Here is a 23,776-nt window from a genome sequence, read left to right as displayed (position 1 = left end):
ACGCCGGAAGGGTTTCTTCCGTGCTTCTTCCCCGCAGAATTCCCGGGCACCGTCAACGAAAACGCCGCCATGAAGGGGACAGCCATGGACATACCCGGTGGGTTAAGCCGGAGAAGACTCCTGAAGGCCGGTCTGGTCGCCTCGGGCGCCGCGTGGGCGGCCGGCCGGCTGCCGTCCGGCGGCCCGGCCCCGTCGCCCGCCCCGCTGCCGCTCGAACGGGCCGCCTGGGCCCGACAGGCCGCCCAGGGCGCGCAGGCGCAGGCGGCCTTCCCCGACTGGAGCCGCTTCGCGCGCATCGCGGACGGCACCTTCGACGAGGACGCCGACCCCGTGCGCGACATGAAGCCGGTGGTCGACAGGCTCAAGAGCCAGAACGTGAGCGTCATCGAGCTCGACACCATCCTCTCGCACTGGCTGACCGACGCCGAGTTCGCCGAGCACATGACGAAGGTCAAGAGCTTCGCCCAGGTCGCCCGCGCGGCCGGACTGCGCGTCGTCGTGTACTACCCGTCGCTGGAGGTCATCAGCCTGGGCGGGGAGAAGGGACGTTCCTTCTACAAGGACGGCGACGGCAAGAACTGGGTCCAGCGTTCCCTGGACGGCAAGCCCAACGTCTTCTACGGCAGCCTCGTGGTGTGGGTGGACCCGGGTGACGAGAGCTGCTGGGTCAGCCCCAACTCCCCCTGGCGCGACTTCTACCTCGGCCGCATCAAGCAGCTCGCCGCCACCGGCGTCGACGCCATCTGGCCCGACGTGCCCATCTACTTCGACGGCGCCCTCACCTGGTGCGACGCCTCCAGCTGGGCCGCCGCCGCCTTCAAGGCCGACACCGGGCTCGCCCTGCCGCCCGCCGACAACTTCTCGGACCCGCGCTTCCGCCGCTACGTCGAGTGGCGCCACCGCAACCTCAACCAGTGGCAGCTGGACATCGCCGCCGCCGGCCGCTCCGTCAACCCCGACCTGCTCACCTTCGTGGAGACGGTGAGCATGGACTACCAGTACGCCACCCGCATCGGCCTGGACGGGGCGTATCTGCGCACCGCGGGCGGCGGCGTCAGCCACGTGTGGGAGGTCGACGTCCTCGGCCTGCGCGACGGCATGCGGCACGCCACCGCCAGCGACTGGACCTGCCTGATCTCGATGTACAAGTACGCCCGCGCGGCCAGCGGCACCAAGCCGGCCTGGGCGTTCTCCTACGGCTGGAAGGCCGACGACGCATCGCTCGTGATGGCCGAACTGCTGGCGTCCGGCTGCAACCCGTACGAGGTCAAGAGCCCGTTCAAGGACATCAGCACCGACGTCGCCATGCGCACCCGCATGTACGCCTTCGTCGCCGCCCAGCAGGAGCGGCTGTACAACACCGTCTCCGCCGCCACCGTCGGCGTCTACCACTCCTCCGCCTCGCGCGACTACGTCGCCCCGACGGCCGGCACCGGCATGTACGTCAACGCCAAGACGCCCGCGGGCGTCGCCGACTGGTGGAGCGGCGGCGCCACGGAGGAGAGCTGCACCCGGCAGGCGTGGCTCGGCGAGTTCCGCGGCACGGTCAAGGCACTGGTCTACGGCCACATCCCCTTCACCACCGTCACCAGCCCGGGCCTCACGGCGGCCGACCTCGCCGGCTACCGCGCCCTGTTGCTGCCCAACCTGCAGGCCGTCTCGGACGCCGAGGCCGCCGTGCTGCGCGGCTACGTCTCCGGCGGCGGCACGGTGGTCGTCACCGGGCCGGCGCCGACCGCCCTGGACGAGTACGGCGCGGCACGCGGCGAGTACGCGCTGGCCGACGTGCTCGGTTTCGGCAAGGCGGACGCCGCCCCGGCCACCAAGCGGCACGCCTTCGGGGCGGGCACCTGCCACTACGTCCGGGACCTGGTGGGGCTGAAGTACCTGACCGCCACCGACCAGGCCGGCGCGGACGCGCTGCTGGGCCCGGTGCGGGAGGCGGCGCCGCCGGCCGTGACGCTCGCCGCCGGCGACCGGCGCATCCACGTGGAGGCCGGCCGGCTCGGCACCGGCGAGACGGTGGTGCAGCTGGTGAACTTCACGGGCTTCGGGGACGCGCCGGGGACGTTCCGCACGGTGCCGGCGACGTGCACGGTGGCGGTGCGCATCCCGGAGGGGAAGCGACCGGTCTCCGCCGCGGTCGCCTCGCCGGACGCGGCCTCGCCGGTGACGCAGCCGGTGCCGTTCTCGGTGTCCGCGGACACGGTGAGCGTGGAACTGACCGTCAAGCAGTACTCCTTGCTGAGCGTCGTTTTCAGCTGATTCGCTCACGTACGGCGCCCCCTGAGAGCATGGTCGATGCATCGATCAATGCGGGGGGCGCCGGGTGACGGGCCCCTGCACGGACATCCGGGAAGAGGGGCCGCGCAGCGGTGGAAGAAGAAGACCTGGGCACCGGGGAACTGCTGCGCCGGCTGCGGCGCGACCAGGGATTGTCGCTGGCCGAGCTGGCCCGTCGGGCGTTCTACAGCAAGGGTTACGTCAGCAAGGTCGAAAACGGCGAGAAACCGCTGACCTTGGAACTGGGTCGCGTCTGCGACCAGGTACTGAAGACCGGCGGCACGCTGGAGAACGCCGTCCTCGCGGCGGCCAAGGACAACGGGGGCAGAAAACGGGACACGGGCGTGTGCCCGTACCCCGGCCTGTCCCCGTTCGGTGTCCGGGACGCACGGTGGTTCTTCGGCCGCACGGACGCCGTGGCCGACCTGGTCGCCCAGTTGAGCGAGCGGCTGCGGACGCCGGGGCCCCTGCTGGTGACCGCACCGTCGGGCGCGGGGAAGTCGTCGCTGCTGAGGGCCGGGCTGATACCCGCTCTGGCCCGCGGAGTCCTGCCCGTCAGCGGTTCGCGGTCCTGGCCCGTGGCGCTGCTCACTCCCGGGGAGCGTCCGCTCGACGCGCTCGTGGAGCGGATGTCCGTGGCCACCGGGGCCTGCCGTCAGCTGCTCGACAAGGCCCGGCAGGAGGGGGCGGACGCCTTCGCCGCCGCGGTGGGCGCCGCCCTGCCGGACGAGGGTACGGCGCTGGTCGTCGTGGTGGACCAGTTCGAAGAGACCTTCATGCTCTGCCCCGACGCACGCGACCGGGCCGCTTTCGTCGACGCGCTGACGGCCCTGACGGCGCCGCGGGGCACCGGCGCGGACGCCCTTCCCGCCGCGCTCGTCGTCCTCGGGGTCCGGGCCGACTTCTACGACCGCTGCCTGGCCTTCCCCGCCCTTGCCACGTCACTGCAGCGGGGCCACATCACCCTGGGGCCGATGGGGGACGCGCAACTGCGCGACGCCGTCACCGGGCCGGCCCGCGAGAGCGGCCTGGAGGTGGAGCCCGGGCTGGTCGAGGTGCTCCTGCGCGACATCGGTCACCTGCCCGGCCGGGCGGCACCCGGCCACGCCGCGCACGGTGGGGCGCTCCCCCTGCTCTCCCACGCCCTGCTCGGCACCTGGCAGCACCGCGAGAACTCCACGCTGACCGTCGAGGGCTACCGGTTGACGGGGGGCGTGTACGGCGCGGTGGCCGCCACCGCCGAGCGCGCCTACGCGTCCCTGCCCGCACACCGGCAACAGGCGGCCCGGAGCGTTCTGCTGCACCTGGTCCAGGTCGGCGACGACCGGGAGACGAGCCGGCCGGGCCGCAGGGCCGACCTCGTCGAGGCGGGCGGCGACGCGGCCGCCGAGGCCGTCATCGAGGCGTTCACCCGGGCACGGCTGCTCACCGTGGACGCCGACCACGTCAAGGTCGCCCACGAGGCCCTGCTGCACGCCTGGCCCCGGCTGCGCCAGTGGATCGAGGAGGACCGGACCGTCCTGCACACCCGCCAGGCCCTGGCCGAGGCGGCCGCCGCCTGGGAGCGCGAGGGCCGTGACACGAGCCTGCTCTACCGCGGCTCCCGCCTGGCGACGGCCCTGGAGGTCGCCGAACGCCCCTCGGGCGCGGCCGCCCTTCCCGCCACGGCGCGCAGGTTCCTTCAAGCCGGTGTCGAACGGGAGCGGTCGGAGAAGCGCACGGAGCAGCGCCGCCTGCGGAACCTGCGCACCCTGACCGCCGGCCTCGCCACCCTCCTCGTCCTCTCGCTCGTGGCCGGCGCCGCCGCCCTCCACCAGAGCCGCATGGCCCAGGACCAGCGCCGCGTGGCGGAATCCCGCGAACTCGCCGCCCGGGCCACCGGCATGCTGCGCGACCAGCCCGAGGCCGCGATGCTCGTCGCGCTGAGCGCCTACCGCCGCTCCCCCACCGCCGAGGCCCGCAGCAGCCTGCTGAGCACGTACGCGGCGTTCCCCGGCAACCAGCTCACCAGTCACACGGACGACGTCTTCGCCGCGGCGTTCAGCCCCGACAGCCGTACGGTGGCCACGGCGAGCGACGACCACACGGCCAAGCTGTGGGACACGGCCTCCCGCAGGCTGCTGGCGACCCTGACGGGGCACACCGACAGGGTCCGTGCCGTGGCGTTCTCCCCCGACGGGCGCACCGTCGCAACGGGCGGCAGGGACCGGACGGTCAAGCTGTGGGACGTGCGCACCCACCGTCCGGTCGTCACCCTCACCGGCCATGCCGGCGCCGTCAACGGTGTGGCGTTCGCCCCCGACGGGCGCACCCTGGCGTCGGCGGGCGACGACGGCACCGTGCGCCTGTGGGACGTGGCCACACGGCGTGCGGCAGGCGTGCTCGACGACGGCAACGGCGCCGTCTGGCGGGTCGCGTACGCACCCGACGGCCGTACGCTGGCCGCCACGTACACCGATCAGAAGGTCAGGCTGTGGGACCCGGCCTCGCATCACGTCACCGGCACGCTGAGCGGCCATACGGCCGCCGTCGCCGCCGTGGCCTTCTCCCCCGACGGGCGCAGCCTCGCCACCGGGGGCCTGGACCGGACGGCGCGGCTGTGGGACCTCGCCTCCCGCCGCATGACCGCCACCCTGTCCGGGCACCGCGACATCGTCTGGTCGGTGGCCTTCTCCCCCGACGGCCGCACCCTCGCCACCGCCGGATACAACGACGACACCGCACGCCTGTGGGACACGACCACGCACCAGGAGGCCGGCACGCTGACGGGGGCGGGGGCGATCCCGGGGGTGGCCTTCAGCCCGGACGGGCGGAGCATCGTCACCACCTCGACCGCCGAACAACGCGGCACCACCCCCACCCTGCAGCTCTGGGACGCCTCGTCCCGGCAGAGGACCGGCACGCTCGTCGCGGGCGGCGCGGCGGCGACCGCCGTGGCCCTCTCGCCGGACCGGCGCACCCTGGCCGCCGGTGACGCCCGGGGCACCGTCGTGCTGTGGGACATGGGCGCGGGCAGCGTCCTCACCACCCTCTCCGGTCCCGCCGGCGCCGTGACGGCTCTGGCCTTCTCCCCGGACGGCCGTACCCTCGCCGGTACGAGCGAGGACGGCACGGCACGACTGTGGGAGACGGCCACGTACCGGGAGGCGGCCACGCTGACCGGCCACGGCGCAGCCGTTCTCGCCGCGGCCTTCAGCCCCGACGGCCGCACCCTGGCCACCGCCGGCGCCGACCGCAGCACCCGCCTGTGGGACGTGCGCACGCACGAGGTGCTCGCCGTTCTCGACGGCGAACCCGAGGCCGTGGCCTCCCTGGCGTTCTCCCCGGACGGCCGCACCCTCGCCACCGGCAACCACGACGCGTCCGTCCGCCTGTGGGACCTGCGCTCCCGCAAGGTCGTCACCACCCTGGCCCGCTCGGGCCCGATGTGCAGGACGTACTCCCTCGCCTTCGGCCCCGACGGCACCACCCTGGCCGCGACCAGCTGCGACGTCACGGTGTGGGACGTGGCGACCCGGCAGCGCGTCACGACACTGACCGGCCACACGGAAACCGTGAGCCACCTCGCCTACACCCCCGACGGCACCACCCTGGCCACCGCGGGATACGACCGCACCATCCGCCTGTGGAACACCCGCTCCCACCAGCCCGTCGCCACCCTGACGGGCACGGGCGGCTACGTCTCGGGCCTCGCCTCCTCGCCCTCGGGACACACTCTCGCCACGGTCAACACCGACCGCACCGTACGCATCTGGGAACTCGACCCGGCCACCGTCGCCGACGGCGTGTGCCGCCTGAGCGCCGACCACCAGTGGAACGCGACGCTCACAAAACTCCCGACGAAAAACCCCTGCGCCTGAACACCCCTGCCGGGGAAGGCCATGGTGGCGGGGATGCCTTATCAGGCATCCCCGCCATCTTTTCACCACACGGCATTCGCTCGCGATGAACCCCCGTGCCACCGCAGCTGTATGCCCGCTCAGCACTCACAGTTCACCGGGCAACGCGCGCAGGACACAAGGTTTTCCCTGTTTCCCGTCGGCACCGGAAACGAGGAAACCCGCGCTCGCCCTCATGGCAACCTCTGCGGCGAGCAGCCGGCACTATCCATCGTTTGCACAGGTCAGCTCCGGTTTCCTCCATCCTTCGGCGCCGGGAAACCGGTAAACCCATTGACCGGCGAAAAGCTCGGAACGAGTCTTCGGTCGGCGAGTGCACGCCTCATGGACACACTCGCGCCTCCTTGCATCGACCCACAAGAGGACGGAAACCGATCGATGAAGTTGCTGCCCCGCCTGTTCGCCACGGGGGTCGTCGTTGCCGCGGTGATGAGCGGCTATACACCCGCAGTGGCCGCGGATGACTTTCCCAGCGGCGTGGAGGATTTCGCATATCCACAGGCCGACAAGATCTTCAAGGACCGGGGCATCAAGCTGAAGCGCGGCGACGGCCACGTGGTGCTCGCCGCCTGTGACAGCCGACCCGGACTGGTCGAGGTGTACGCGCGGGGCATGCAGGCGACGGACACGGTCGGGCAGGGGAAGTTCTGCTTTCGCATCACCGGTACGTCCGGCTACCTGAGCCTGGAGCTGCCGTCCGTCTACGGCGCCAAGGGGAACGACTATGCCGTTCGCCTCAACATGGTGGCGGCGAACCAGGAGAAGTCCTTCGACCTGGAGAAGAACAAGTGGACCGGGGTCGGCGAGACGAACGATCCCCAGGGTCGCGAGTTCGCTCTCCTCGAGATCGTGGCCAAGAAGTAATCCGCGCTTCAACAGCTCTACGAAACGTACAGTTCTCCGATGAATAAGGAACGTTCATGTCCGGTAATGGTCCGCGCGCCGCGTGGATAGCAGGCATCCTCACCACGTCCGTCGCAGCGGGCGTCCTGTGCGGAACCCAGGCGCAGGCCGTCGTCGGTGACGAGGCCCGGGACGGGCAGTACCCGTTCACCGCCAGGCTCGACGTCGGGAGCGGTCGGCGCGCCTGCACCGGGGCGCTCGTCGAGAGCCAGTGGGTGCTCACCGCCGCCAGCTGCTTCGCGGACGACCCCTCGCAGGGGTTCCGCATCACCGGCGGGGTCCCCAAGCAGAAGACGACCGTCACGGTCGGCCGCACGGGCCTGTCCGGTACGGCTGGATCCACCGTCGGAGCGATCGAGCTCGTGCCGCGCGGCGATCGCGACCTGGTCATGGTCAAGCTCGCCAAGCCGGTGTCCGGGGTTTCGCCCCTGCCCGTGGCCACCGGCGAGCCCCGACAGGGCGAGGACCTCCGCACCGCCGGTTACGGCCGCACCAAGGACGAATGGGCCCCCGACCGCCTGCACTCCGCCTCCTTCACCGTCTCCTCCACTGCCGCCTCCTCCCTCGACCTCGCGGGCAAGGGCGCGGACGCCGCCCTGTGCAAGGGCGACGCCGGCTCCCCCGTCTTCCGGGAGAACGGCGGCAAGGCCGAGCTCGTGGCAGTCAACTCGGCCTTCCGGCAGGGGGGCTGCTGGGGCTCCGAGGCCGATGACACGCGCAGGGACGCCCGAAGCACCCGCGTGGACGACGTCGCCGACTGGGTCCAGGCCACCGCGGCTCGCGACCTGCTCTCCCGGGCGGACTGGAAGAACGCCGCGTACACCGCGTCCGGCTACTTCACCGGCCCTGCCGCCGGCAAGCGTTCCATGGACCTGTTCGTCGTCTGGAAGGACGGCTCGGCCAGCCTGTACCAGGGCTCCAGGAGCGGTGACCCCAAGACGCCCTTCTCCGCCGAGATCCCGATCGCCAAGGCGGACAGCATGTGGAAGTACGCGCGGGCGATCACCGGCGGTGCATTCGCCGGTGACGGCACGGACGGTCTCTTCGTCCGCTGGAAGGACGGCGAGGTGACGGAGTACGCCCATCTCGACGAGAAGGGCGTCCACGGCGAGAAGACCCTGCAGAAGGGTGAGAAGGACAACCCAAACCCCTTCTGGAAGAACGCCCGGCTGATCACTGCCGGGAGGTTCACGGGCAACGATCAGCGCGACGACGTACTGGTGCTGTGGGAGAACGGGTCCACTTCGATGTACACCGACGTCCACAGCAAGGGGCTCGGCGGCCACGAGCAGTTGAGCGAAGCCACGAAGTCCTGGGAGAACGCGGCGCAGATCAGCGCCGGTGACTTCACCGGCAAGAAGACGTCCGACCTGCTCATCCAATGGCAGGACGGTGAGACGAGTCTCTTCCCCGGCGTCGATGCCAAGGGATACCACGGGCGCACCAAGATCCGTGACGCCGGCTCCGCCTGGAAGAACATGCAGACCGTCACCACCGGCTCCTTCGCCGACGGCAACGGCAAGGTCAACGACATCCTGATCAGCTGGAACAACGGCAACCTGGGCATCTTCCCCGCCGTCGACGCGGCAGGCACCCATGGTGGCATCGAACTCGTGAGCTGACACGGTCCGGGGGCGCGGCGGCAGGTCGGACACACCTCCGACCGAAGGCGCGCCCCCGCCGTGTGCACGCAGGTGCTGTTCAAAGCCCAAGTGACGAATGGGAGGAAATATGACCCACAAGAGACCGGAGTTACGGCAGCGCCCCTCGTGGCGCCGGCACCGCAGATTCACCGGGCTGGCGTCCCTGACGCTGGCGGTGACGGTGTTCGGCACCACCGTGGCCCAGGCCGTGCCGGCCGAACCGGACGGCCCCGCTCTTGCGGTGGATGCACGCGCGCAGGTGGTCGAGGCGTGGAACCTCGGAGGAGCCTCGGCTAAGGAAGCCGCGGCGAAGGCCCTGGTCGGCTCGGACGCCGACATAGCGGCCTTTCTGCGGCAGGGCCTCGACCACGCGCGGGCCGAGGACGAACGGTTCGCCGTTCTGAAGATGTTGAGCTCGGCCGGAGCGGGTGTTCGCGAGGCCGCTTCGAAGGCTCTGAGCGGTTCCGATGCGGACATCCACGAATTCGTGAAGTCCGGCTACAAGGCCCCTCTGGACGACGATCGGCGCGTCCAGGTCCTGACCGCGATGAACCATGGGGACGAAGCGGTTCGCAAGGCCGGTCAGAAAGCCCTCGACGAGGGCTCCGCCACAGCGCTGCAGGAATTCCTCGACACCGGCTGGGACAAGGCCCGGGAGGAGGACGACCGGGTCGAGCTCCTGAAGGTCATGCAGGCCGGTGGCCCGGAGGTGAAGAAACAGGCGCAGCGCGCGTTGAGCGGCTCGGCGCAGGACGTCGCCGAGTTCCTGGAGAGCGGGCAGCACCTGGCCCGGGCTCGCGACCAGGAGTCCTTGACGGTCGCGCAGCTCGCCCGGGTCGCGGACGAGGCGGGCAAACGGGCCAAGCGGGAGACCGACGCCGCGAAGGAGGCGTCGACGCGGGCGGAGGAGGCATCGAAGAAGGCCAAGGAAGCCGCTCAGAAGGCCGCCCAGGAGAGCGCGGCCGCCAAAAACGACCTCCAGCGTGTCGGGCAGGCCGCCAACCGCGCCGCCGCGGCGGCATCGGGCGCTGCGGAGGCGGCTCGCACGGCGATCCAGGCCGCCAATACGGCCATTGCCGCCGCTCGCACGGCTGCCGAAGCCGCTCAGGCTGCTGCTGCGGCAGCGGCAGCAGCTGCCGAGGCGGCCGCACGCGCCTACTCGGCCGCCTCCAGGGCCGCGGGCGACGCGGGCGAGGCGGCAGCGGCACGGCAGGCCGCCGGCGCCGCACGCGATGCGGCGAGCGGAGCCCGTACCGCCGCCGATGCCGCCCTGCACGCGGCCGATGCCAGTGCCGAGGCGGGCAGGGCGGGCGCCGCCGCTGCCCGGGCCGCACAGAACGCAGCCGACTCGGCGGGCGCCGCAGCGGAAGCCGGCAGCGCGGCGGGGGAAGCGACCGAGCAGTCCCGACGGGCACGCGAGGCCGCCGATGTCGCCCGCAATGCCGCAGGTGAGGCCACCGAGGCCGCCGGCAGGGCGCAGTCCCTCGCCGACCGGTCCGCCGCTGCCGCGCGCGACGCGCACAAGGCCGCCAACAGCGCTGCCGGGCACGCCGACCGGGCCGCGAAGGCCGCGGACGAGGCTGCGGCCCAGGCAGGCAAGTCCCAGGACGCGGCGAACAAGGCCACGCTGCACGCCAACGCCGCCATCGAGGCCGCCACCATGGCGTCCGATGCCGTCGCACAGGCCCAGAAGGTCGAGAAGCTCGCCCGCGAGACCGAGAAGGCCGCTCTCGCAGCGGACATGAAGTCCGGTATCGAGGAGGCCAAAGCGCTCGGCAAGGCCGATCAGGACACACGTGACTGGTCGGACCGGCTGCAGAAGCGGGCGGGGGCCACCGAGGAGGCGACCAGGCAACTGCTCGCCAAGGCTGCAGCGCCGGGCACCGACACCAGGACGGCAGCCGAACTGGGCCGGAAGGCCGCTGTCAATCTCCTGGGAAACACCGGTGTCTGGACCCGGGCGGCAGCCGAGAACGCCCTTTCCGGCAATGACGACACCGTTGTCCGCTGGGTGACCGCGGAGTACCAGCGTGCCCTGCACCTGGACGACCGGGACAAGGTTCTGCTCCTCGCACAGGTGGGCGGCCCGGCTCTGGCCGAGGCGGCACTCACGGTGCTGAAGAGCGGCGACCCCGGGCAGGTGGAGAAGTTCCTCGCCGAAGGCTCGTACGACGTTCAGGTCGACGACTACCGGGTCCAGGTCCTCAAGCTCATGAAGGGGGCGGGCAGGAGCGTCACGGAAGCCGGCAATGCCGCATTGAGCAAGGGCAGCGCCAAGGCTCTCAACGCCTTCCTGGTCGACGGGTACCGGCAGGCCCTGATCGAGGACGACCGGGCCGAGACCTTGGCCGTCATGACCAACGGCGGACCCAATGTGCAGGCCGCGGCCCAGATCGCGATGGCCGGACCCGCCTCCATGCAGCACGACTTCGTCACGCGTGTCCGGTTCAAGGCGGCGCAACAGGACCAGGACACCGCCACCCACGTGGCCTCCGTACGCGCCCTGATCGCCAATGCAGCCCGCAGCGCGGCCGTCGCGAACCAGAACGCGGCGCTGGCGTACGAGGTGGCGGCAAAGGCCCGCAACAAGGCCCAGGAAGCCGGTCAGTGGGCCGACAAGGCCAAGGCTTCGGCGAAGGAGGCGAAGGGCTACGCCGACGAGGCGCAGAAGAAGGCGCGGGAGGCCGACGACTCGGCCGCTTCGGCCGCGGACTCGGCCCGGAAGGCCAAGGACGCCGCGGCCACGGCCCGCCGGGCAAGCCGGCAGGCCAACTACTCCGCCAACCAGGCCGCCGCGTCCGCCGGGCGGGCGGTCGACTCGGCGACCGGTGCGCAGGAAGCCGCTGCCGAGGCGCGGGTGTCCGCCGTCAGCGCGGGCAAGAGCTCCGAGGCGGCCGCCCGGGCCGCGGACGAGGCCTGGGGCATCACGGCGAAGAAGTACTACGAGGAGCAGGTGGCCGCCGTCGCCAAGGCGTTGCAGGACGCACTGGACAACGTCAAGAAGGGGATCGACCCCGCCGACGACCCCAAGAACGACGAGGTGGCGGTGCCCGGCGAGGACTCCGATTCCGGAAACGGCCACTCGACCGCGAAGAAATGGTCCAAGCGCCTGCGCGCCATCGGTGGATGGGCATCAAGCGTAGCGACCATTGCAGGACGCGTTCCGTCGGGTATCCCTTACGTCTCCCCAGGCGCGAAGTTCGTCCAGCGAACTGCCCAGTTCACCAACCTCGGCACCCAATTTGCTGCAGGGGGCTTGGACATCTACGCCCACGGATACTTCGACGGCTGGAGCACCGAGGGGTTCGTCAAGGGCATGTACGACTTCGTCGCACCGGACAGCATTCTTTTCCGGAAGCCGAACAAGAAGGTACGGGTCGTCCGGCGAGTCGTGGAAGGCGCCTACTCCGGGGTCAAGAAGTTCTTCGACTGGTGAGCAGACCCTCCGGCACCCGGATTCGCCACAGGGAGGTCGGTCGGTCCTCGTCGCCCTCGTGGGATTCGAAGGCGATCCAGTGGCCGTCCGGGGACCAGCTGGGGGCGCCGTCGTAGGTGGCGTCGTTCCTGGTGATGCGGACCGGGGTGCCGGAGCCGTCGGCGCGGGTGGCGAAGATCTGGGGTTGCTCCAGGCCGCCGGCCGTCGAGGAGAACACCACCCACTGCCCGTCGGGCGACCAGCTGGGGTCGGTGTGCTCCCCGGGGACGGAGGTGATGCGGCGCAGTCCGGTGCCGTCCGCGCCGATGGTGTAGAGCGCCCAGGTGCCGCCGTCCGTCGCGCGCCGCTGGAAGACCAGACGGTCGCCGGCGGGTGACCAGTTGGGCTGGCGGTTGTCGGTGCCGGTGGCGGGTCCGTCCAGGAGCTTGACGGCGCCGGTGCCGTCGCGGCGCACCTTCCACAGGGAGCCGCGCTGGTGCGGGTCGCTCTCCTGGAAGACCAGCCAGCGGCCGTCCGGGGAGAAGCTGGGCTCCAGGTAGCCGGAGGAGCCGTCGTGGGCGGTGATGCGGGTGGGGCGGCCGCCGGGGCGCAGGACCCACACCTCGTCCGCGCCGCCGGCGCGGTCGGAGGCGAAGGCGACCTCGCCCGAGCGGTTCCAGCTGGCGCCGGGCAGGTTGACGGCGGCCCGGTCGTCCTCGTCGATGAGGGTGCCGGGCTTCTTCGCGCTCCTGGTCGCACCGGACGCGTCCAGCGGCAGGACGCGCAGGGCTGCGGCGCCCTCGTTGTAGCCGCCGTGGAAGACGGTGAACAGCAGGGAGCGGCCGTCCGGGGAGAAGGCGGGGTTCTGGGCGCTGGCCCTGGCACCGCCGCGGAAGAGCAGGCGGGCGCCGTCGTCGCGCGGCGCGGGTGCGGGCCCGGGCCCGGAGTCGGAGCAGGCGGTGGGCAGGAGGGCGAGGGCCAGGCCGAGCACGGCCGCGGCCAGGGGTCGTCTGCGCACCGGCCCGACCGTAGCCGAGCCGGGCGCAGCGGAACAGAGGTACGGGAGGTACTACGCCGGCACCGGGAGGGGCAGGGGTGCCGCGCCGGTGAGGAGTTTGGGCACCGAGGCCGCCAGGGCCTGCAGGTCGGCGAGCACCTTGGGCACCAGGGCGGTGATCTTGGCGACGTCCTTGGCCTGGACGGCCGCGAGCAGGTCGGTGAGGTCCTTGACCAGGGTGTCGGCCTGTGCCTTGACGTCGGAGACCGGGTCGCCGGCGGCGTCCTTCGCCGCGCGGGTGCGGACGTCGGCGAGGAGCCGGCCGGCGGATGCGCCCAGCTGCCGGTACAGGTCGCGCAGAAGGGCGAGGTTCGGATCGGCGCTGCGGCACTCGTCGACGATGCGCGAGCCGAGCCGGAGCGTGTCGTCGAGGTTGCCGGTGGCGTCGGCCGGACCGGCGGGCTGCGGTGCCTCTTCCTGCAGGACGGGGCGGGGGCGCCCGCCGGCGGCGAGGGCGGGGCCGGTGAGCCCCAGGGCCAGCGAGCCGCACACGACGGCCGCGGATATGGAAGTGAGCAGGGTGGTGCGCATGCGAACGGGCTCCCTTCGTCACCCCCCTGGACGGCACCACCGTCCGCCGGGGGCAGGGCGGGCGCAACCGCTCGGCCGTGTGGGCGAACGCGGCGCGACGGGCGCCGGCACACCTGGTGAGCTGGGGATTCACCGGAAAGGACCGGGCCGGGCGGGGCCGGATGGCCCTGCGTCCGAAAGGGTAGGCAGAATCGGGGGGTGTCCAGAAGAAAAGCAGGAAACCGTCCGCAGTCGGCGGTGCTCGCCACCTCGCCCTGCCCCTGCGGCAGGCAGCAGACGTACGCGCAGTGCTGCGGCGCGTTCCACAGCGGGAGCGCTGCGGCGCCCACGGCCGAGCGCCTGATGCGCTCGCGCTACAGCGCCTTCGTCGTCCTCGACGGCGCGTACCTGTTGCGCACGTGGCACTCCGCGACGCGGCCGCGCACCCTCGACTTCGATCCCGACATCCGCTGGACGGGGCTGGAGATCCTCTCCACCACCGGTGGCAGCGCCTTCCACCAGGACGGGACGGTGGAGTTCCGCGCCCACTACGAGCTGCACGGCGAGGCCGGATCGCAGCACGAGCTCAGCCGCTTCGTGCGCCAGGACGGTGCATGGGTGTACGTGGACGCGGTGGAGTGAGCGCGCCGAGCAGCGCCAGTTCACGGCTGCCGTGATCGACCATGAGCCGCAGCGTCCGGTCCGCGCCGGGGGCCAGCGGCTCCAGGCTGCGGCCGTCGGGGGCGAGCCGCCGCAGGGTGGCGGCGATGCGCCGGCGGGCCTCGGCGAAGGGCAGATGGCGCTGGGCCGCGGTCAGTTCGCCGAGTTCCGTCCAGGCGCCCAGGGCGGCCAGGACGGTGCGCACGGCCCGCATCTCGGCGCGCAGTTGCGGCAGCAGGAGGCGGTCGTGGGCGAGGGGTCCGGCGGCGACGCCGGCGGCTTCGCGGACGTAGCGGTCCAGGAGCAGGTGCAGCACGGCGCCGGGCGGGGGCGGGGGGTGGCCGGTGGCGGCGAGCACCCGGCCGAGCCGGGCCGCGAGCAGCCGCCCGGCAGGGGTGAGGCCGACGCGGGCGGTGGTGGTGAGCTGTTCGCCGAGGTGGTGGGCGCGCTCGTACGCCGTGCGGCCGTCGCCGCCGCGCAGGGTGTGCAGGACGGCGAGGTGGACGTACCCGTGCAGTGCCGTCACCGCGCGGTCCGTGTCCCAGGTGCCGGCGTCGCACAGCCCGGGCGGCTCCCAGGGGGCGCCGACGGTGGCGTGCGCCGCATGGGGCCCGGTGAGGGGGTGGGCCTCGGCCACGTCGGCCAATTTCTGCCGCAGGGCCTCGGACAGCAGTCGTCCGGCGGCGGTCGCCGGGTCGCCGAGCGCGGCCCGTTCGACGAAGGCGGCACCGGGCACGTACGGCCCGTCGGGCTCGGCGGCGACCGCGACCAGGCGGACGTGGCGCACGGTGCCGTCCCATACGCGCGGCAGCGTCGTGCGCAGCGTCCGCGCGGCGTCCCGCAGCGCGGCGCGTTCGCGGGGCCCGGGCACGTGCAGGGTGCGTTCGGCCAGGTCGGGCAGGTGCTCGTCGGCGCCGCGCCGCAGACCCCACACCCGGGGCCCGGCCGCCGGCGCCGGCACCGCCACGGTGGCCAGCACCTGCGGGGGCAGCGCGCCGCGCAGGGCGGCGCGCACGAGGGGGTCGGCGAGGACGCGCCAGCGTCGGCCGGCGTCCAGGGGTGCGACCGCGGCCAGCAGCATGCGGCCCTCGGGCGGGCCGGCGGCGAGGGCGCGCTCGATGCCCTTCCGCACGTGGTCCCGCGCCTGTGCGCTGTTCCCGAAAGGCCGTCCCCGTGCGAGAACGGCGTCGAACCCCTGCTCGTCCAAGGCAGCCTCGCTCCCGCGCATCGCCGGTCCGGGCCTGCGGTCCGCCAGGAACGTTGACACCATGTGTCACCGGGGTCAACGCGCGGTTCCGGCCGGATCCGGGGCGGGGCGCGGTCGTCACCCGACGGCGAAGTGCAACTCCGGGCGGGCCCAGGTGACCTGGGGCGGCCGGGGCGGCACGGTGCCCGTGCGGCGGGCGCCCAGGCGGCGGTAGAAGGCCTCGGCGGGCGGGTGGGCGACCACGCGGACGGTGCTCAGGCCGGCTGCGGCGGCCTGGGCGAGCATGTGGCCGACGAGGAGCCGGCCGATGCCCGTCCCCTGGGCGTCGTCGGCGACGAAGGCCAGGTCGAGTTCCGGCGGGTCCAGGACGAGCGCGTAGAAGCCCAGCGGGCGGTCGGTGGCGTCGACGGCGGTGAAGACCCGGTGGCGGGCTATGTAGTCGGCCGTCACGCAATAGCCGGAGACGATCGAGGAGTACGGCCCCCGGTAGGCGCCCGACTCCCGGACCAGGCCGGTGAGGGCGGCGGCGTCCCGTGCGGTGGCGCGCTTGATCGTTGCCTGGTGCATGCGCGGAGTATAGGCCGCGGCCAAAGCTTCGAGGGTCGTCGAACGGGGTGGCCGGGGCGGCCGGGCCGGGCGCAGCCTTGCGGGGCGGGGCGGAAAGCGAACTCCCCGCGGACAAGGAGCAGATCATGGGCAACGACATGTCGTCCGCCACCCGGCGTTCCCGGCGCCTGGGCGCCCTGGCGGGTGTGGTGCTGGCCGGCGCGCTGACGTGTGCGGGGTTCACGGCCCCGGCGAGTGCGAGCGCCCCCGCCGCCGTGCACCTGGCCGGTTGCGGCTGGAACAACCCCAGCGGGGAGCACCCGTACTACGAGCACTGCGCGACGAATACGAACGTGTGGATCCAGGTGACGCGGTGGGCCCGCGGCAAGTACCACCGCTGCGTGGGGCCGGGCCGCACGGTTTTGGACTTCGACGCGACGGGCGCCTGGTACGACAGCACCTACCAGGGCGGGCTGTGCGCGCACCCCGGTGACACGGGGCCCTGAGCGGCCCACGGGACGCGCAGGCGGCCGGCGCACCGCGCCGGCCGCCTCGTGATGCCGCGTCTCGTGATGCCGCGTCTCGTGGTGCCCGCCGCCTTACTGGCGGACGGTCCAGTGGTCGTTGGCGCCGGCCTGGAGGAACTTCAGCGGCGGGCAGAGGAAGTCCCGCCCGTTCGGCCGGGGTTCGGTCCAGGGGGCGTCGGCCGGGCTCGCGGCCTTCCAGGCGCCGTGGGCGCGCAGTTGGACGGCGCTGCTGTCGAAGACGGTCGTGCGCGCTTCGGTGCAGTAGTAGCCGACGCCGGTGGCGGGGTCGGTGCTGGCGTAGATCTCGAACATGTCCCAGCCGTGGTCGAGTGCGCTGAGGTCGTTGCCGGACTGCCGGTACAGCAGGCTCCACGCGGCGGTGCGGTGGTTGTAGAGATAGGCCGACCAGCGGTTGGTCGCGGCGTCGTCCAGGACCATCTGCACGCTGTAGGCGCGGGTGCCGCCGGGGGCGGCGGTGGTGTAGGTGGCCAGGAAGTCGGCGTCGACGGGCAGGACCTTGGCGGGTCCGCCGGGGCTGCTGCACCAGTCCCAGGCCCAGATCTCGTTGCCGCTGTTCCAGTAGGCGGTGACGACCTCCATACAGGACTTCTGGGCCTTGGTGGTGGGCGCGTAGGTGAAGTTGTCCGGGTCGGAGACCTTGTAGGCGGGGTCGACGGTGTGGGTGGCGGTGATGCCGTCGTGCGTGCCGGGCCGGGGGAAGACGCCCCACCAGTTGTGGGTGAGGTCGGCGTCGGGGGCTGCGGTGCGGGCGGCGCGGCGGCCGTCGGCGAAGGCCCGCACGGCGCGGTCGCGGCCGGGCGTGTGCCCGGGGGCGCGGGCTGCGGTGACCACGCCGTGGTGCGGGGCGTCGGGCGCGGGGGTCCGCGCGGGGCCGGGGGCGCCGGCGGCGGCGGGGGCGGGGACGAGCGCGGCCAGTGCGGTGAGCAGGGCGGCGGCAAGGGTGATGCGGTGTCTGTTCACGTCTCCTCCAGGACCGTTGCGGTCCGCGAGTCGGGGGGTGGGAGGACGTGCCCTCACATCAGGCGAGGGTAATGTCCATGACAATCTCGCCGGTGCCCTGGAGTGTCAAGAAACGCAGGCACCCCCTTCGCCCCTGACGCACACCGGCCCCTGACGTACACCGGTCGGTCGCCGCGGCTTTTCCGGACGGCCGGGCAACCAAAGCCCTCGCGTTCCCGTCTGATGGACAGGCGGCGCTCCACGCCCGCCGGGCGGATCCGGCATCAGGCCCGGTGAGGGCTCCGGGCGGCCGCACGGACCCGTCGCCGCACATCCCGGGCACCACCGGGCGGACGCCGCCACAACTACCAAAACGGACAGCCGAGTTCCGGCCGATCTGGTGACGCCGTACGGCCCCTGGGGCGAATGTTCCGACGCCCACCGCACACCCGTTCAAGGGCGTTGTATACAGGAGTTGACACAGGTCACGTCCGTCAGAGGCGCCGGCCCGGCCGCTCCGGCGGCGCGGGCGCCCGGGCGCCCGGTGGGTGCGGTTTCGGCCAGGCGCCGCCGGCGGCCGCCGGGCACCTGCTCAGTGCACCCCGCACGACCTGCGGGCATGGCGCACTATATGGCTGAGCGGTCGGGGGGCCGTGTACGCCTCCCGCGACCGGGGCACGCGCGTGCCCCGGCAGCCGCGTCGACGCCGCACGCCCCCGGCTCAGGGCGGGCGGCGCGGAACGGGACGTGCGCGCCCGTTCCTCGGGGAGAGCACATACGGCCGGGGTGGGGAGTCCGGCCGTCCGGTGGGGGCCGATCGGTGTTCCAGTTCAAGGTGCGGGGGGCGTTCGAGGCTTCCTCCCCCGCGCACACGTCATTCGTCCGGACGGCGGCGCACCCCACGCGCGGCTTCGTCCTTTGGGGGGAGTTAAGCGCATGGGGCGTACAACCCGGCGGCTCGCGGCGTGGTCCGCGGCCGCACTGCTGGCGATGACGCTGCCGCAGGGCAGCGCGAGCGCGGCGGAGCCGGCACCCCGCGTCGACCTGCGACTGCTGGTCGTCGACGACGGCGGCCCGGCCGTGCAGGCGATACGTGCCGAACTGGACACGGCCGGCACGCCGTACACACCGCTCGTCCTCGGCGACGCGAAGCGGGCGCACGTCGACGCGGGCTTCCTCAGCGACACCATCGACGGCCGGCCCAGAGCGAAGTTCCAGGGCGTGGTGCTGCCCAACGACAATCCCTTCGGGGCCGGTTCGGCCGAGATGACGGCCCTCGCCGACTACGAGAAACGATTCGGCATCCGCCAGGTCGACGCCTACACCTATGCCCGTCCGGCGGTGGGTCTGAACACCCCCCAGGACGGCGGCTACGCCGGACCGCTGGACGGGCGCACCGCCCAGGTGACCCCGGCGGGGGCCACCGGGCCCTTCGGCTACCTCAAGGGAAACGTTCCCTTCGAGGACAACGACCCGGCCGTGAACGAGAGTTACGGCTATGTCGCCACCCCCCTGGAGCGCCAGGCGGACGGTGCGACCTTCACCCCGTACGTCGACACCGCGGTGCCCGGCGGCACCGGGCGCGGCTCGCTCATCGGCCGCTACGACCACGACGGGCGCAGCGAACTGGTGGTCACCTTCGTCGCCAACCGCTACCAGACGCAGTTCCGCCTCGTCTCGCGCGGCATCGTCGAGTGGGTCACCCAGGGCGTCCACCTGGGCGCCGCCCGCAACTACTTCGGCGTGCACGTCGACGACCTCTTCGCCTCCGACGACCGCTGGGACACCAAGCTCAAGTGCACCCCCGGTGACGTCGACTGCCCCGGCAACCCCAGCCCCGAGAGCCCCTCGCTGCGGATGACGGCGGCCGACGCGCAGTACGCCCGGCAGTGGTCGCAGTCCCACGGCCTGACCCTGGACCTGGCCTACAACGGCGTCGGCAGCGAGGAGTACCGGGCCGACCACGGCGGCGCGCCGGACCCGCTGCTGCAGCAGCTGCTGACCGACCAGAAGTCGTTCCGCTGGATCAACCACACCTACACCCACGCCTTCCTCGGCTGTGTGCAGAACACCACCGTCGTGCCCTGGAAGTGCGCCACCGACCTGCTGGGCCGGGTGCGCTGGACCGACGCCGCGACGATCGGCTACCAGGTCAACCAGAACCTCGCCTGGGCCGCCGGCAACAAGCTCGCGGTCGACCGGGACGAGCTGGTCACCGGTGAGCACTCGGGCCTGAAGACCCTGCCGCAGCAGCCCGACGACAACCCCAACCTCGCCTCGGTCCTGGCCGCCTCCGGCGTCGGCTGGATCGCCAGCGACACCTCCCGCGAGCCGGGCCAGCGCCCGGTCGGCAGCGCGCTGACCGTGCCCCGGTACCCGATGAACGTGTACTACAACGTGGGCACGGCCGCCGAGCAGGCCGACGAGTACAACTGGCTGTACACCAAGAAGGCCGACGGCGGCAGCGGCACCTGCGAGAAGTACCCCGAGACGACCACCTGCCTGAGCAGGCCGCTGGACGTGAAGACCGGCTTCGCCTCCTACATCGCGCCGCTGGAGGCCCGCATCGCCCTGGGCCACGTCCTGGCCAACGACCCGCGGCCGCACTTCATGCACCAGTCCAACCTCTCCGAGGAGCGCATCGGCTACACGGTGCTGGAGAAGGTGCTCGCCGACTACAACGGCCTGTTCGCCGCCGACACCCCGCTGGTGAACCTGCGGATGAAGGACATCGGCAGCGAGCTGACCCGCCGTGCCGCGTGGAACGCCGCGCTCGCCGCCGGCAAGGTCACCGCCTACCGCACCGGCACCGCCGTCACCGTCGACGCGCCCGCCGGGGTACAGATCAGCGCGACGCTGCCCGCCGGCACCACGCAGAACGGCACCGCCTTCGGCACCGCCTATGCCGGCGCCCGCTCCGGCTGGACGGCCCCCGCGACCACCGGCCGCGCCGACTTCACGCTGCCCGCCCAGGCCGCGGCGCCCCGCCTGCAGTCCGCCAAGGCGGCCCGCGTCCAGGCCCCGGCGCCCGCCGCCGAGGTGCCCCGCGGCGTCAGCCGCCCGGTGGCGTACGGTCCGGGCGAGCCCGCCCGGCGCTGAGACCGGCCCGGAAGTTCCGTGCTGCACCACCCCACGTCCCACCGCCTACCGGAGAGATTCGACCTTTCATGCACGGACCGACAGCCGGGCCGGCCTCGGCCGCGCCCTCGGTGACCCTGCTCACCGAGGGGACCTACCCGCACAGCCACGGCGGGGTCAGCGTGTGGTGCGACCAACTCGTCCAGGGCATGCCGGACATCGACTTCCGCGTCATCGCGGTGACCGGCACCGGCCGCGAGTCGCTCGCCTGGCAGCTGCCCGGCCACGTCCGGGCGGTGCAGGCCCTCCCCCTGTGGGGGCCGCCACCGCCCGGGCGGGCGCCGCGCGGGCGCGCCCTGCGCCGCTTCCTGACCGCCTACGAGCAGTTCCTGCTCGCCCTGCTGGACCCCGCCCACGCACCCCACTTCTCCCGCAGCTTCCACCGGCTGGCCGAGTACGCGAGCGACGGCACGCTCTTCCCCGCCCTGCGCGGGGAGGCCGCGGCCCGCCTGCTGGCCGGCCTGTGGAACCGCCCGCACCTGGCGACGGCCGCCGCCCGCCCCACGCTCCACGATGCGCTCGCCGCCACCGACCTGCTCGAACACGCCCTGCGCCCGCTCGCCGCCGAGGTGCCGGCCGAGGGCATCACCCACGCCGTCAGCGGGGGCCTGGCCACGCTGCCCGGGCTGGTCGCCCACCACCGCCACGGCACCCCCTTCCTGCTCACCGAGCACGGCATCTACCTGCGCGAGCGCTACCTGGGCTTCAGGGCCGAGCCCTACCGCTGGCCGGTCAAGGCCCTGATGCTCGGGCTGTTCCGGCTGCTGGCGATCGAGGGCTACCGCTGCGCGGCCCTGGTCACCCCCGGCAACCGCTACAACCGCCGCTGGGAGGAGCACGGCGGCACACCGCCCGAGCGCATCCGCACCGTCTACAACGGCGTGGACCCCAGCGCCTTCCCGCCCGCCGGGCCGGAGCCGGAGGTGCCCACGCTCAGCTGGGCCGGCCGGGTGGACCCCATCAAGGGCCTGGAGACCCTCATCCGCGCCTTCGCGCTGGTGCGGGCCGAGATACCCGCGGCCCGGCTGCGGCTGTTCGGCGGCACCCCGCGCGGTGGCGAGGGCTACCGCACCGCCTGCGAGGCGCTGGCCGCCGAGCTCGGGGTGGGTGAGGCGGTGGTCTTCGAGGGCCGGGTGGAGGACATCCGCGACGCCTATGCCGCCGGGAACGTGGTGATGCTCTCCAGCATCAGCGAGGGCTTCCCCTTCACCCTGATCGAGGCGATGTCCTGCGGCCGCGCCACCGTCTCCACCGACGTCGGCGGGGTGCGCGAGGCGGTGGGCGAGTGCGGCCTGGTCGTCCCGCCGCGGGATCCGCAGGCCATGGCCCGGGCGGCCCTGGACCTGCTGCGGGACCCGGCGCGGCGCGCGCACATGGGCGAGGCGGCGCGGCTGCGGGTGATCGAGCAGTTCACCCTGCGCCAGACCATCGACGCCTTCCGCACCATCTACCACGACCTGTCCGGCCTGAACCGGCCGGTGCCCCTGCGCGTCCCGGTCGACGAGCGCGTACCGGCCCTGGCCATGGCCGCCGGAGGTGCCGGATGAGCGGACTGCTGCGTCTGGTGCCCGGCGAAGGGGATCCCGCGCCGCTCGCGGCCGGCCCCCTGCCGGGCCGGTCCCGGCCGCGCTGGGCGGCCGACCCCGTAGCCGAGTTGGCCCGCGAGATGGCCGAGGTGTGCGCCGCGGCCGTGCACCCCGACGAGATAGCCGCCGTGTTGGAGGCCGGCGGCCTGACGGGGGAGCAGATAGCCGAGCGCTACGGCCGGCGCGACGCCTTCGAGCTGGCCGCCGAGCTCTTCGCCCTCGTCCCGCGCGCCCATCCCGAACCCGAGCCCCGGCCCGACCCGTGGCGGGTCCCACCCGGCCGGTTCGGCCTGCGCTCGATCGTCTTCACCCTGCCGGGCCTCGGCTACGCGCTCGGCTCGCCCCTGCCGGACGGGCCCCACGAGCGCTTCGGGCAGCCCGCCGGTACCTCGGCCCTGGTGGCCTCCGCCCTGGTGGCCTGGGCCCTGAACCAGGCCCTGGCCCACCGTGCGTACCTGCGCCTGGCCGCCGGCGGAAAGGCCGCGGCCGCCCGCTGCCTGGCCGTCGGCGCCCCGCTCGGCGCGGTACTGGCCGCCGCCGCGGCCGTGGCCCTGGCCGCGCCCGCGCGGACGGCGGTCTTCGCCGCGGGTCAGGCGCTGTACCTGGCGGCGGCCACCGTCCTGCTCGTCCTGGGCTGCGAACGGCTGCTGCTGCTCGCGCTGCTGCCGACCGCCGCCGGCGGCGCGGCCCTGCTGGTGAGCGATCCGCCGGCCGTGGTGGGCACCTGTCTGCTGCTGGCCACCACCGGCGGGGCGCTGGCCGGCGCCGGGTGGCGGACCGTACGGGCGCTGCGCGGGGAGCGGGCACCGGCCGGTGTCCCGGCGCCGCCGCTGTCCGCGTCCGTGCCGTACGGCCTGTTCGGGCTGGGCTGCGGGGTGCTGACGGTCATCGCCGCGCTCGGCGGCAGCGTGGCCGACGACGCGGCGAACCCGGCGAGCGGGCCGTCGGTGATCTCACTGACCCTGAGCATGGGCGCCGCCGAGTGGCTGCTGTACCGCTGCCGGGGCCGGGCCCTCATGGCGCTGGGCGCGGTGACCACGCCGGCCGGCCTGCTGGTGCGGGCGGCGCGGGTGCTGGCCGGGTGCGTGGGCGCCTACCTCGCCGTCCTGACGGCCCTGGTCCTGGTCGTCGGGGTGCTGTGGCCCGGCGGTGCACCGCCCACCGGTGCCGCCCTCGCCGCACTGCTCGCGCTGGGTGCGGTGCTGTGGACCGGCCTGCTGCTGCAGGCGTACGGCGCCGCCTGGTTGCCGGCCCTGCTGTGTACGGGCGCGGCCGCCGCCGAGGCCGCCGCGCTCGCGCCGGGGCCGCCCTCGCCGCTCGCCGGGCGGCTGATCGCCGGCGGCTGCGCGGCGGTGGTGCTGCTGGTGGTGGCCACCGCCCGTCTCGGCCGGATCACCACCCACCGCTAGCGCGTACCGACCCTTGAACCTTCCATCCCGAGG

Annotated in this window: 15 protein-coding genes; 10 read left to right on the top strand and 5 right to left on the bottom strand. The window is 73.2% G+C overall.

Translation table 11 applies throughout. From position 1 onward, the window contains the following. Window positions 1–84: 84 nt before the first annotated feature. The 5 genes from AC27L3_RS01565 (at window position 85) to AC27L3_RS01545 (ending at window position 12,164) form a co-directional block, all read left to right on the top strand. The gene (locus tag AC27L3_RS01565) at window positions 85–2,265 is read left to right on the top strand and encodes a hypothetical protein (protein WP_487232128.1); all 2,181 of its coding nucleotides are present in this window, start codon (window positions 85–87) and stop codon (window positions 2,263–2,265) included. A gap of 110 nt (window positions 2,266–2,375) precedes the next feature. Beyond that, window positions 2,376–6,143, top strand: a complete 3,768-nt coding sequence (locus tag AC27L3_RS01560; RefSeq protein WP_487232127.1) for an nSTAND1 domain-containing NTPase — start codon at window positions 2,376–2,378, stop codon at window positions 6,141–6,143. A 417-nt stretch (window positions 6,144–6,560) separates the two neighbouring features. After that, the gene (locus AC27L3_RS01555) at window positions 6,561–7,046 is read left to right on the top strand and encodes a hypothetical protein (RefSeq protein ID WP_487232126.1); all 486 of its coding nucleotides are present in this window, start codon (window positions 6,561–6,563) and stop codon (window positions 7,044–7,046) included. Between the two features lie 56 nt (window positions 7,047–7,102). Further along, window positions 7,103–8,707 carry a S1 family peptidase gene (locus tag AC27L3_RS01550; protein ID WP_487232125.1) on the top strand — a complete coding sequence of 535 codons (1,605 nt, stop codon included), beginning with the start codon at window positions 7,103–7,105 and terminating at the stop codon, window positions 8,705–8,707. A 196-nt stretch (window positions 8,708–8,903) separates the two neighbouring features. After that, window positions 8,904–12,164 (top strand): ALF repeat-containing protein, encoded by a 3,261-nt coding sequence (locus tag AC27L3_RS01545; protein ID WP_487232124.1) that lies wholly within the window; start codon window positions 8,904–8,906, stop codon window positions 12,162–12,164. Here the strand turns inward: AC27L3_RS01545 and AC27L3_RS01540 are convergent. Together AC27L3_RS01540 and AC27L3_RS01535 are read right to left on the bottom strand one after the other, a co-directional pair. Then, the gene (locus AC27L3_RS01540) at window positions 12,142–13,161 is read right to left on the bottom strand and encodes a TolB family protein (RefSeq protein WP_487232123.1); all 1,020 of its coding nucleotides are present in this window, start codon (window positions 13,159–13,161) and stop codon (window positions 12,142–12,144) included. The two genes, AC27L3_RS01545 and AC27L3_RS01540, sit on opposite strands and share 23 nt — an antisense overlap. Window positions 13,162–13,212: 51 nt before the next feature. After that, window positions 13,213–13,731: a hypothetical protein gene (locus tag AC27L3_RS01535; RefSeq protein ID WP_487232122.1), complete on the bottom strand. Its 519-nt coding sequence runs from the start codon at window positions 13,729–13,731 to the stop codon at window positions 13,213–13,215. 198 nt (window positions 13,732–13,929) lie between these two features. Between AC27L3_RS01535 and AC27L3_RS01530 the strand changes: the two genes are divergently transcribed. Continuing rightward, the gene (locus tag AC27L3_RS01530) at window positions 13,930–14,352 is read left to right on the top strand and encodes a YchJ family protein (protein ID WP_487232121.1); all 423 of its coding nucleotides are present in this window, start codon (window positions 13,930–13,932) and stop codon (window positions 14,350–14,352) included. Here the strand turns inward: AC27L3_RS01530 and AC27L3_RS01525 are convergent. Together AC27L3_RS01525 and AC27L3_RS01520 are read right to left on the bottom strand one after the other, a co-directional pair. Further along, window positions 14,297–15,502 carry a hypothetical protein gene (locus AC27L3_RS01525; RefSeq protein WP_487232120.1) on the bottom strand — a complete coding sequence of 402 codons (1,206 nt, stop codon included), beginning with the start codon at window positions 15,500–15,502 and terminating at the stop codon, window positions 14,297–14,299. The genes AC27L3_RS01530 and AC27L3_RS01525 overlap by 56 nt on opposite strands. A 192-nt stretch (window positions 15,503–15,694) precedes the next feature. After that, complete coding sequence (locus AC27L3_RS01520) at window positions 15,695–16,144, bottom strand: GNAT family N-acetyltransferase (protein ID WP_487232119.1); 450 nt, start codon at window positions 16,142–16,144, stop codon at window positions 15,695–15,697. A gap of 125 nt (window positions 16,145–16,269) precedes the next feature. Here AC27L3_RS01520 and AC27L3_RS01515 point away from each other — a divergent pair, with 125 nt between their 5' ends. Continuing rightward, complete coding sequence (locus AC27L3_RS01515) at window positions 16,270–16,629, top strand: DUF6355 family natural product biosynthesis protein (RefSeq protein ID WP_487232118.1); 360 nt, start codon at window positions 16,270–16,272, stop codon at window positions 16,627–16,629. 93 nt (window positions 16,630–16,722) lie between these two features. On the opposite strand, the gene AC27L3_RS01510 is transcribed toward AC27L3_RS01515, so the two are convergent. Then, window positions 16,723–17,631 carry a carbohydrate-binding protein gene (locus tag AC27L3_RS01510; RefSeq protein ID WP_487232117.1) on the bottom strand — a complete coding sequence of 303 codons (909 nt, stop codon included), beginning with the start codon at window positions 17,629–17,631 and terminating at the stop codon, window positions 16,723–16,725. A gap of 915 nt (window positions 17,632–18,546) precedes the next feature. Here AC27L3_RS01510 and AC27L3_RS01505 point away from each other — a divergent pair. The 3 genes from AC27L3_RS01505 (at window position 18,547) to AC27L3_RS01495 (ending at window position 23,743) form a co-directional block, all read left to right on the top strand. Continuing rightward, the gene (locus AC27L3_RS01505; protein ID WP_487232116.1) at window positions 18,547–20,709 is read left to right on the top strand and encodes a hypothetical protein; all 2,163 of its coding nucleotides are present in this window, start codon (window positions 18,547–18,549) and stop codon (window positions 20,707–20,709) included. Between the two features lie 68 nt (window positions 20,710–20,777). Further along, entirely contained in the window at window positions 20,778–22,295 is a 1,518-nt protein-coding gene (gene pelF, locus AC27L3_RS01500; RefSeq protein ID WP_487232115.1) for a GT4 family glycosyltransferase PelF, read from the top strand. Then, entirely contained in the window at window positions 22,292–23,743 is a 1,452-nt protein-coding gene (locus AC27L3_RS01495) for a hypothetical protein (protein ID WP_487232114.1), read from the top strand. Before pelF ends, AC27L3_RS01495 begins: the two co-directional genes overlap by 4 nt. Window positions 23,744–23,776 lie beyond the last annotated feature (33 nt).

Source organism: Streptomyces sp. PKA51 (assembly GCF_057552455.1).
This window is presented reverse-complemented; position numbering and strand designations above follow the sequence as displayed.